Below are 10,751 nucleotides of genomic sequence, written 5' to 3'. Positions count from 1 at the left end.
GCCGCCACCGGCGGCAGCGCCGTCATGCGCCAGCCCTGCGCGGTGCGGCGCAGCAGCCAGAGTTCGCGCCAGCCGTCGGCTGGCACCGACGCGATCGCGATCGCATTGCCCTCGCGGTTGATCCGCGCCGAGGCCGTCATCACCAGCCCCCACGCGCAGTGGCGCAGCAGCGGCGGACTGCCCTCCTTGGCGCCGTTCATGGCCAGCGTCAGGCAGGTTTCGCCCGGCTGGCCCGGCAGCACCGTCAGCGTGAAACCGCCCAGCGTCTGCGTCGACGGCCCCGCGGGCAGCGCCGCCCAGCGCATCGCGTTGCCGCGCATCGCCGCGTCGTTGTAGTCGCGCTGGTCGTCGTCCGACAGCTCAGTCGGCACGATGCGCGCTAACGCCTCCAGCGCGCGACGCGAGGCGGCCGACGACGCATCAACCTGAAGGCTCGCAGCTGTCACGCCTTCGCCGGCACCAGCACCAGCGCCAGCACCGGCACGCCGCGCGCGGATGAAGGACAGGCTGCTCCACACGCCCGACTGGCGCATCAGCACGCGATTGCGCCAGTGCGTCGCGAGCGCCGGATCGCGCAGGTCGACCTTGTCCAGCACGTCCGCGCGCCACTGGTCCATCTGCTCCCGCTTCGGCGGCGTCGCGGCCGGATCCAGGCAGTCGACACGCGTCAGCGCGAGCGCCGCGCGCGCCTTCTGCTCGGGCGTCGAGGCCGGCATCGCCAGCACGCATCACCCAAGACCGCTGGAGCGCGTGCGCATGTACTGCCTCGCGGACGACCAGCCGGCCGGCTGGCGCGACGCCGAGCTGCATCACCGCGATGCGTTGAGACCGGGCGCCCGCATCGATGGCCCGGCGATCGTCGCCGAACGCAATGCGACGACCGTCGTGGACGCCGGGTGGCGCGCCGAGCTGCAGTCCTCGGGCGACCTGCTGCTGACGCGCATCCGCGAGCGCGCCCGCACCCGCGCGCTCGGCACCGAGGCCGACCCGGTCGTGCTGGAGGTCTTCAACAACCTCTTCATGAACATCGCCGAGCAGATGGGGCTGCGGCTCCAGAACACGGCGCACTCGGTCAACATCAAGGAGCGGCTGGATTTCAGCTGCGCGCTCTTCGACGGCCGGGGCCAGCTGATCGCCAACGCGCCGCACATGCCGGTGCACCTGGGCTCGATGAGCGAGTCCATCCGCTCGGTGATCGAGCGCAACCCGGACATGGCGCGCGGCGACGTCTACGTGCTCAACGACCCGTACCACGGCGGCACGCACCTGCCCGACATCACCGTCGTCACGCCGGTCTTCCTGGACGAGGACGATGTCCGCCCCGGCTTCTTCGTCGCCAGCCGCGGTCACCATGCCGACATCGGCGGCATCACGCCGGGTTCGATGCCGCCGTTCTCCCGGGACATCACCGAGGAGGGCGTGCTGATCGACAACTTCCAGCTGGTCGCGCAGGGCCGCCTGCGCGAGGCCGAACTGCAGGCGCTGCTGCGCTCGGGGCCGCATCCGAGCCGCAACCCGGCGCAGAACCTGGCCGACCTGCGCGCGCAGGTGGCCGCGAACGAGAAGGGCGTGCAGGAACTGCAGGCGATGGTCACGCAGTTCGGCCGCGCCACCGTCGAGGCCTACATGCAGCACGTGCAGGACAACGCCGAGGCGTCGGTGCGGCGCGTCATCTCGGTGCTGAGGGACGGCGCGTTCACGCTGCCGCTGGACAACGGCGCGCGCATCCAGGTGAAGGTGACGGTGGATGCGGCGGCGCGACGCGCGACGGTGGACTTCACCGGCACCAGCGCCCAGCAGCCCAACAACTTCAATGCGCCCAAGTCGATCACGATGGCGGCGGTGCTCTACGTGTTCCGCACGCTGGTGGACGACGCGATCCCGCTCAACGCCGGCTGCCTCAAGCCGATCGACGTGATCGTGCCCGAGGGCTGCATGCTCAACCCGCGTCATCCGGCGGCGGTGGTGGCGGGCAACGTGGAGACCTCGCAGTGCGTGACCAACGCGCTGTATGGCGCGCTGGGCGTGATGGCCGCCGGCCAGTGCACGATGAACAACTTCACCTTCGGCGACGCGACCCACCAGTACTACGAGACCATCTCCGGCGGCTCCGGCGCCGGCCCGGCTTCGACGGCACCTCGGTCGTGCAGACCCACATGACCAACTCCCGGCTGACCGATCCCGAGGTGCTGGAGTTCCGCTTCCCGGTACGGCTGGACAGTTACGCGATCCGCCAGGACTCGGCGGGCGCCGGCCGCTGGCAAGGCGGGCAGGGCGGCGAGCGCCGCATCTGCTTCCTCACGCCGATGACGGCCTCGATCCTGAGCAACGGCCGCGGCGCCGGCGCCTTCGGCATGGCGGGCGGGTCGCCGGGCGCTGTGGGGGAGAACCGGGTCGAACGCGCCGACGGGCGGGTCGAGGCGCTCGGCCACATCGGCCAGGTGGAGATGGCGCCGGGGGATGTCTTCGTCATCCGCACCCCGGGCGGTGGCGGGTACGGCACCCCCTGAGGCCTCCCCTTGAGATGGGGCGGACAGCCCCCATGTGGGCGTGCCTAGAATCCGAAGACCCGCCCCACAGGCTGTCCAGGCGCCGCCCATCATGGTCCCTCACCTCATCACCGCCCTGACCGGGCCCATCAATGAACTGGAGCAGCGCGTGCTCGAGTCGATGCCGGCGATCGAACGCTGGTTCCGGCTCGAGTGGATGGAGCACACGCCGCCCTTCTACAGCTCGGTGGACCTGCGCAATGCCGGCTTCAAGCTGGCGCCGGTGGACACCAACCTGTTCCCGGGCGGCTTCAACAACCTGACGCCCGAGATGCTGCCGCTGGCCGTCCAGGCGGCGATGGCGGCGATCGAGAAGATCTGCCCCGAGGCCAAGAACCTGCTGCTGGTGCCCGAGGCGAAGAACCGCGGCAGCTTCTACCTGTCCAACGTGGCGACGCTGGTGCGCATCTTCTCGATGGCCGGCCTGAACGTGCGGCTGGGCTCGCTGGACGAGTCGATCAAGGAGCCGACCACCGTCGCACTGCCCGACGGCAGCGCGCTGACGCTGGAGCCGCTGGTGCGCCAGCGCTCGCGGCTGATGCTCAAGGACTTCGATCCCTGCACCATCCTGCTGAACGACGACCTGTCGGCCGGCATCCCCGACCCGCTCACCCACCTGCACGAGCAGTACCTGCTGCCGCCGCTGCACGCCGGCTGGGCGCAGCGCCGCAAGAGCCAGCACTTCCGCGCCTACGAGGAGGTGTCCAAGAAGTTCGCCAAGCTGCTGGGCATGGACCCGTGGCTGATCTATCCGCATTCGGTCGCGGTCGACGGCCTGGACTTCAACACCGGCGCCGGGCTGGACGCGCTGCAGGCGCAGGTGGACGCGACGCTCACCCGCACCCGCCGCAAGTACAAGGAATACGGCATCAACGAGAAGCCCTTCGTCGTGGTCAAGCCCGATGCCGGCACCCATGGCCTGGGCGTGATGACCATCCGCGACGCCAAGGACCTCGAGGCGCTGGCGATCAAGGCGCGCGAGAAGCTGGCGAAGCTGCAGGGCGTGCCGGCGCTGTCCCAGGTGCTGGTGCAGGAAGGCGTGGCCACGCACGAGCGCATCCACGAGGCGGTGGCCGAGCCGGTGGTCTACATGATGGACCGCTACGTCGTCGGCGGCTTCTACCGCGTGCATGCGGACCGGGCCGAGGATGAAAACCTGAACGCGCCGGGCTCGAGCTTCGTGCCGCTGGCCTTCGCCCATTCGTCGCACCTGCCCGCGCCCGGCGAGAAGCCCGGCGCCAGCGCGCCCAACCGCTTCTACATGTATGGCGTGATCGGCCGCCTGGCGATGCTGGCGGCGAGCTACGAGCTCGAGACCACCGATCCGGACGCCGAAGACTACGCCTGAGCGCCGGCCGCGCCGCCCTCCGGGCGCGCGGCCTCCACCAGCAGCTGCTTGAAGCGGTCGACCGCCTCGCCCTGCGTGTCCGGCAGATGCCAGACGCTCATCGGCCCGAGTCCCAGGTCCACCGCGTGCGGCAGCAGCACCACCACGCCGCGCTTGGCCGCCGCCACCGCCATGTCCTGGGTCATCACCGCGACCAGCGGCATCTCGCGCATCAGGCTCAGCGCCAGCATCGCGTCGCCGCTCTCGATCAGGTCGGTCGGCGGCGCCAGGCCCATCTCCTGCCAGAGCCGGTCCATCAGCAGACGGGTGCGCGTGCCCGGCAGCTGCCAGATCCAGCGCTGACGGCTCAGCACCTCCCAGCTCAGCCGCGGCGTACGCGCCAGCGGATGCTGCGCGCTCATCGTCAGCACCTCCGGCTGCGGCGTCAGGGCCACCCGCGCCAGGCCCAGTGGCTCGTCCTGCGGCATCGCGCGGGCGACGACCAGGTCCAGTGTGCCCGCCAGCAGATCGGTGAAGAGCGAGCGCAGCGCGTGGGTGCGCACGCTCACCGTGACGCCGGGGTTCTCGCCCTTCATCGCGGTGATCGCGATGGGCAACAAGCGTGCGAGCGCTGCGTTGGTCGCACCGATGCGCACCTCGCCGGACGCGCCGCGCACCATCGTGGCGACATCGCCGGCGGCCGCTGCAGATCGGCGTCGAGCTTGCCGGCCAGCACCAGCAGCCGCCGGCCCAGCGGCGTCGGCTGCATGTTGCGTCCGCGCCGCACGAACAGGGTTTGTCCCAGCCCCTGCTCCAGCTCCGCCAGCGTCTTGCTCACCGCGGGCTGGGTGACATGCAGCAGATCGGCCGCGGCGCTGATGTTGCCGGTGTCGCGCAGCGCCAGCAGCACCCGCGCATGCCGCAGCGACATGCGCCGCATGACGAAGTGTTCGGCGGCTTCGGGGGAGGTGGATGACGCGTTCATAACCTGAGGTTCACAAGTCCATCACAAAGCTTCATGGGCCATCGGGAACCGCTCCTTACCGTGACGCACGCCTCCCCCGAGTCTTGTCACAGGAGTGATTGCCACATGGTCCGTCGTTTTTCCCGTCCGCAACGCCTGCACGTCCTGCAGTGGGCCGCCGCCGCAGCGGCCCTGGCGTTGGCCAGCCCGTCCCAGGCCCAGTCCCCGGCCCCCCAGGCCCCGCAGGCCGCGACCCCCACCCCATCCGCGCCCTCGGACGATGCGAAGAAGCTGGAGCGGGTGGAGATCACCGGCACGCTGATCAAACGCACCGACAAGGAGACGCCGTCGGTGGTCCAAAGTATCACCCGCGAGCAGATCCGCAACTCCGGCTACGCCAACGTCGAGGAGCTGCTGCGTGCGAATTCCGCGGTGGACATCGGCTCGATCGGCGACGGCGCGGCCTCGGGCTTCGTCGGCGGCGTGTCGACGATCTCGCTGCGCGGCTTCGGCTCCCAGGGCACGCTGATCCTGATCAACGGCCGCCGCACCGCGCCGGTGGCGGCGGTGGACGTGAACTTCGGCCGCGGCTCGATGATCAACGTCAACACCATCCCCAAGGAGGCGATCGAGCGCATCGACATCCTGAAGGACGGCGCCTCGGCGATGTACGGCTCGGACGCGATGGCCGGCGTCGTCAACTACATCCTGCGCAAGGACTACCAGGGCATCGAGGGCAGCGCCTCCTACGGCGCCAACGACCGCGGCGTCGGCGCGACGAAGAACGGGTCCCTGACCTTCGGCTTCGGCAACCTGGACACGCAGCGCTTCAACGTCTTCGGCGGCCTGGAAGTCTCCAAGCGCGACAGCGTGATGGCCAACGAGCTCAAGGACCGCGGCAACCTGGCGCTGCAGAACCAGTACCTGACCAGCAACGGCTCGCTGGCGCGCTTCACGCCGGACTCCTCGGCCTCGTTCTACGGCAACTACTACCGTGTGCCGACCAGCCTCACCGGCACCACCTCGATCAATGGCATCAACGTCGCCAACAGCAACCTGTCGGGGGTGAATTACCTGGGCACGCTGTCGGGCTGCCCGCCCGAGCGCACCGTCGGCCAGGGCGTGCCGAACCGGCCGGCGGGTTTCCTGCCCACCACGGCCTCGCTGCCCACCGGCATGTGCCGCTTCAGCCTGGACGATGCGGACGAGGTCGTCGCCAAACAGGACCGCACCAGCGGCATGGTGCGCGGCACCTTCGCGATCAACGACGCGCTGACCGCCTATGCGGACCTGATGGTGTCCAAGACCAGGACGGTGGAGCAGCGCGCGCCCTATGCGATGACCACCTCGCTGGTCACCTCGGGCAACCCGGTCGCGACGACCTGGCCCAAGCTCGACGGCAGCTTCCTGCGCCAGAACGCGATAATCCTGCCCGTCGGCCACCCGGACAACCCGACCAACGGCACCGCCAACCCGCAGCAGGTGCAGCTGATCTACCGCTTCGAGGACCTGCCCACCGGCGACATCAACGTGCTGCGCTCCACGCGCCTGACCGCGGGCCTGGAGGGCACCGCCTTCGGCTGGGACTTCGACACCGCGATCCTGTTCAGCCAGAACGACAACGAGCGCTTCCAGGAAGGCCGCGTGCGCAGCTCGCTGCTCAACGCCGCGATCGCCAACGGCAGCTACCGCTTCGGCAAGCCCAACTCGCGTGAGGCGATCAACAGCGTGTCGTCGACGGCCTACAACGAGGGCAAGTCGCGCCTGGTCTCCTGGGACGTGCGCGGCAGCCGCGAGCTGTTCGACCTGCCCGGCGGCCGCGCGGCCATCGCCATCGGCACCGAGCTGCGCAAGGAAAAGCTGGAGGCGATTCCCGATGACGTCTACTCGACCGGCGACTACATCGGCCTGGTGGCCAATGGCGCCTCGGGCAGCCGCAAGTCCTACGCCGCGTTCACCGAGATGAGCCTGCCGGTGGTCAAGCAGCTGGAGCTGCAGGCCGCGGCGCGCTACGAGCACTACGACGACTTCGGCAACAGCACCACCGGCAAGGCCGGCTTCAAGTGGACGGCGCTGCCCTCGCTGATGGTCTTCCGCGGCACGGCGGCCACCGGCTTCCGCGCGCCGGCGATCTCGCAGATCGGCAACTCCTTCGCGCTGTCCTTCCACAGCTTCCAGGAGCGCCGCGTCTTCGACAGCCTGCGCTGCGACACCAGCAACCCGAACGCGCCGGTGAGCAAGGCGCCGGTGGCCAACAACCGCGACTGCAACGTGCTGGGCTTCACCGCGGTGCCGTCGGGCACCACCAGCCCGGGCAGCCTGCCGACGGTGATCAGCGCCAATCCGGACCTGCAGCCGGAGAAGTCCAACTCCTTCACCTTCGGCATGATCTTCACGCCGAGCCAGTACGCGGACCTAGCGATCGACGGCTGGTACTTCCACCGCAAGAACGAGATCCGCTCGCAGCGCGGCGTGGACATCATGGACGACTACAACGCCAACCCGGCGGGCAACACGCAGGTCGTGCGAGATCCCAATCCGCAGACCTGGCTGCCGGGCGTGGACAACAGCGGGCCGATCATCATGCTGGTGCGCCAGTACGGCAACAACGAGTGGACCAAGACCTCGGGCATCGACTACGACCTGAACCTGCGGCTGCCGCCGACGGCCTGGGGCAAGTTCAGCCTGAACGTCAACGGCACCTACACGGCGCGCTACGACCAGGTGGTGGTGAAAGGCCAGGCGGTGCAGCGCCAGGTGGGCACGACGGTCTCGGACATCTCCAAGACCCGGGCCAGCGCCACCTTCAAGTGGGACACCGACCAGGCGGGCGCCTGGCTGCGCTTCAACCACGCGGATCCGCTGTCGAGCACGGTCTGCTCGTCGCTGACCGCGGCGCAGCGGGCCTTCCTGAGCAACCTGAACCGCTGCCGGGTCGGCCGGGACCGCACCATCGACCTGGGCGGCTCCTACCGCGGCATCAAGGGCCTGACGCTGTCGGCCAGCGTGGTGAACCTCACCAACGACTACGACCGCGCCAACGGCATCCCGACGGTGCTGAGCTACTACGACACCGGCGCGACCAACCTGCTGGGCCGCCGCTTCACCGTAGGCGCCAGCTACGTGTTCCAGTGAACGGCGTGCCGCCGGCGCCGTCGGGAGACGGCGGCCGGCGGGCGGTGGCGTTCGCGGCCGGATTTCCCGGTCCAAGCGCAACCGCCGCCGTCCGTCAAGCCCGCCCCCGCAACGGCGGGAGTGGCGATTGACGCACTGCACAACGGAAGGCAGACAATACGCGCTTTCGACTTCCGGCGCCCGGGCGGCCGCCGCGCCTTTCGTGAGTTCACACAACGCGCCCCGCTCGCCGGCCGTCCTGGCCGGGCTGACCATCGGCGCCCTCGGTGTCGTCTACGGCGACATCGGCACCAGCCCCCTGTACGCGCTCAAGGAAGTCTTCCACGGCGCGCACGTTCCCATGACGCACGACAACATCCTCGGGGTGCTGTCGCTGCTGTTCTGGACCATGACCATCGTGGTCTCCTTCAAGTACGTGCTGCTGATCCTGCGCGCGGACAACAACGGCGAGGGCGGCCTGATCGCGATGTTGGCGCTGGCCACCACCGCCGTGCGCGAGAAACCCACGCTGCGACGCGGGCTGATGCTGGTGGGGCTCTTCGGCACGGCGATCTTCTTCGGCGACGCGGTCATCACGCCGGCGATGACGGTGCTCTCGGCGGTCGAAGGCATCGAGGTCTACGCGCCGCAGTACCACGACGCGGTGGTGCCGATCTCCCTGGTGGTGCTGGCGGGGCTGTTCGCGGTCCAGCGCTTCGGCACCGGCGGCGTGGGCAAGGCCTTCGGGCCGGTGATGCTGGTGTGGTTCACCTCGCTGGCGCTGCTGGGCATCCCCAAGATCGTCGGCAACCCGCATGTGCTGCAGGCCATCAACCCGATGTGGGCGATCGAGTTCTGCGCGCACTACGGCTGGATCGCCTTCGTCGCGCTGGGCGCGGTGGTGCTGGTGGTGACCGGCGGCGAGGCGCTGTACGCGGACCTGGGCCACTTCGGCAAGCAGCCGATCCGCATCGCCTGGTACAGCTTCGTGATGCCGGCGCTGACGCTGAACTATTTCGGCCAGGGTGCGCTGCTGCTGGACCGGCCGGAAGCGATCAAGAACCCCTTCTTCCTGCTGGCGCCGGGCTGGGCGGAGATCCCGCTGTTCGTGCTGGCGACGCTGGCGGCGATCGTGGCCTCGCAGGCGCTGATCACGGCGGCCTTCTCGGTGACCAAGCAGGCGGTGCAGCTCGGGCTGCTGCCGCGCATGCGCATCGTGCACACCTCGGTGCGGGACATCGGCCAGATCTACGTGCCCTTCGTCAACTGGGGCCTGTTCGCCTTCGTCGTCGTGGCCGTGGCCTTCTTCGGCTCGTCGAGCAAGCTGGCCGGCGCCTACGGCGTGGCGGTGACCATCGACATGACCATCACCACGGTCATGACCTTCTTCGTGATCCGCTTCGGCTGGCGCTATCCGCTGTGGCTGTGCGTGCTGGCGACCGGCGCGTTCTTCGTCATCGACGCGACCTTCCTGGCCTCCAACCTGCTGAAGATCGCCCACGGCGGCTGGTTCCCGCTGCTGATCGGCTTCGGCATGTTCACGCTGATGCTGACCTGGAAGCAGGGCCGCCGGCTGCTGTCGGACAAGCTGCGCGAGGACGCGATCGACCTGAAGAGCTTCCTCGAGGCGGTGTTCATCAACCCGCCGACGCGGGTGCAGGGCAGCGCGGTATTCCTGTCGGCGGAGCAGGGCGTCACGCCCAACGCGCTGCTGCACAACCTCAAGCACAACAAGGTGCTGCACGAGCAAAACCTGTTCGTCAGCGTCAAGCATCACGAAGTGCCGTGGATCGGCTTCGAGAGACGTGTCGAGGTCGAGAGCCTGGACAACGACTGCTGGCAGGTGACGCTGCACTTCGGATTCAAGAACGAACCGGACGTGCCGGACGCGCTCAAGCTGCTGGAGCAGCGCGGCGTCCACCTGGACGAGATGGAGACCAGCTACTTCCTGTCGCGCGACATCGTCATCCCGACCATCGGCTCGGGCATGGCGCTGTGGCGGGAGAAGCTCTTCGCGAGCATGCACCGCAACGCGGCTGCCGCGGCGGACTTCCTGCACCTGCCGACCAACCGGATCGTGGAACTGGGGTCGAAGGTCGAGATCTGACGGTCGCAAGGACGCGGAGCGCGGTCGTTATGCTTCGCGTCATGAAACGCTGGCTGCAAGACCTGTCCCTCTCCGCCGCGGTCGCGGGCTTCGTGGCCGTGCTCGTGGGCTTCACCAGCTCGGTGGCCATCGTGTTCCAGGCCGCGCAGGCGCTGGGCGCGACGCCGGCCCAGACCAGCTCCTGGATCTGGGCGCTCGGGCTGGGCATGGGACTGACCAGCCTGGGCTTGTCGCTGTGGACGCGCCAGCCCGTCCTCACCGCCTGGTCGACGCCTGGCGCCGCGCTGCTGGCCGGCGTGTCCGGCATCTCCATGCCCGAGGCCGTCGGTGCGTTCATCGTCTGCGGCGCGCTGATCCTCATCGCCGGCGCGACCCGCTGGTTCGAACGGATCATGGACCGCATCCCCATCGCCATCGCCTCCGCGCTGTTGGCCGGCGTGCTGGCGCGATTCGGGCTCGACGCCGTGCTCGCGACGAAGACCGCGCCCGCGCTGGTCCTGACGATGGCGCTCGTCTACGTCGCGGCCCGCCGCTTCCTGCCGCGCTACGCGACGCCGCTGGTGCTGCTCGCCGGCGTCGCCGTCGCGGCGGCGCAGGGCCGGCTGCATCTCGAGGCCGTCGAGTGGGGCTGGGCGATGCCGGTCTGGGTCACGCCAGCGTTCTCGCTGCCGGCGCTGGTCGGCGTGGCGC

6 protein-coding genes and 2 pseudogenes are annotated in these 10,751 nt (G+C 69.4%); 5 read left to right on the top strand and 3 right to left on the bottom strand.

Annotated elements, in window-relative coordinates:
• A pseudogene (locus FUT87_RS30635) lies at positions 1–725 on the bottom strand (hypothetical protein); the annotation flags it as partial.
• Here FUT87_RS30635 and FUT87_RS12430 point away from each other — a divergent pair.
• Positions 718–2,510: pseudogene (locus FUT87_RS12430) on the top strand (hydantoinase B/oxoprolinase family protein); the annotation flags it as partial. The pseudogenes FUT87_RS30635 and FUT87_RS12430 overlap by 8 nt on opposite strands.
• Before the next feature lie 91 nt (positions 2,511–2,601).
• Positions 2,602–3,897 carry a glutamate--cysteine ligase gene (gene gshA / locus FUT87_RS12425; RefSeq protein WP_147241217.1) on the top strand — a complete coding sequence of 432 codons (1,296 nt, stop codon included), beginning with the start codon at positions 2,602–2,604 and terminating at the stop codon, positions 3,895–3,897.
• Here the strand turns inward: gshA and FUT87_RS12420 are convergent.
• Together FUT87_RS12420 and FUT87_RS12415 are read right to left on the bottom strand one after the other, a co-directional pair.
• Positions 3,888–4,496, bottom strand: coding sequence for a LysR substrate-binding domain-containing protein (locus tag FUT87_RS12420; RefSeq protein WP_255511791.1), 609 nt, complete (start codon positions 4,494–4,496; stop codon positions 3,888–3,890). The two genes, gshA and FUT87_RS12420, sit on opposite strands and share 10 nt — an antisense overlap.
• Positions 4,469–4,861: a LysR family transcriptional regulator gene (locus FUT87_RS12415; protein WP_222617125.1), complete on the bottom strand. Its 393-nt coding sequence runs from the start codon at positions 4,859–4,861 to the stop codon at positions 4,469–4,471. Before FUT87_RS12415 ends, FUT87_RS12420 begins: the two co-directional genes overlap by 28 nt.
• 105 nt (positions 4,862–4,966) lie before the next feature.
• Here FUT87_RS12415 and FUT87_RS12410 point away from each other — a divergent pair, with 105 nt between their 5' ends.
• The 3 genes from FUT87_RS12410 to FUT87_RS12400 all read left to right on the top strand — a co-directional run.
• Positions 4,967–7,975, top strand: coding sequence for a TonB-dependent siderophore receptor (locus FUT87_RS12410; protein WP_147241215.1), 3,009 nt, complete (start codon positions 4,967–4,969; stop codon positions 7,973–7,975).
• 202 nt (positions 7,976–8,177) lie between these two features.
• Positions 8,178–10,061 (top strand): potassium transporter Kup, encoded by a 1,884-nt coding sequence (locus tag FUT87_RS12405; protein ID WP_091728516.1) that lies wholly within the window; start codon positions 8,178–8,180, stop codon positions 10,059–10,061.
• A 41-nt stretch (positions 10,062–10,102) separates the two neighbouring features.
• On the top strand, positions 10,103–10,751 hold a 649-nt coding region (locus FUT87_RS12400; RefSeq protein WP_186830503.1), incomplete at its 3' end, for a benzoate/H(+) symporter BenE family transporter.

Source organism: Mitsuaria sp. TWR114, assembly GCF_007997345.1.
Note: the sequence above shows the minus strand (reverse complement) of the source record. Positions and strands in the feature narration are given on the sequence as shown.

Excerpts from the sequence above, each read along its gene's own strand:
- gshA (WP_147241217.1), top strand. The coding sequence starts at position 2,602 with ATGGTCCCTCACCTCATCACCGCCCTGACCGGGCCCATCAATGAACTG.
- FUT87_RS12410 (WP_147241215.1), top strand. The coding sequence starts at position 4,967 with ATGGTCCGTCGTTTTTCCCGTCCGCAACGCCTGCACGTCCTGCAGTGG.
- FUT87_RS12415 (WP_222617125.1), bottom strand. The coding sequence starts at position 4,861 with ATGAACGCGTCATCCACCTCCCCCGAAGCCGCCGAACACTTCGTCATG.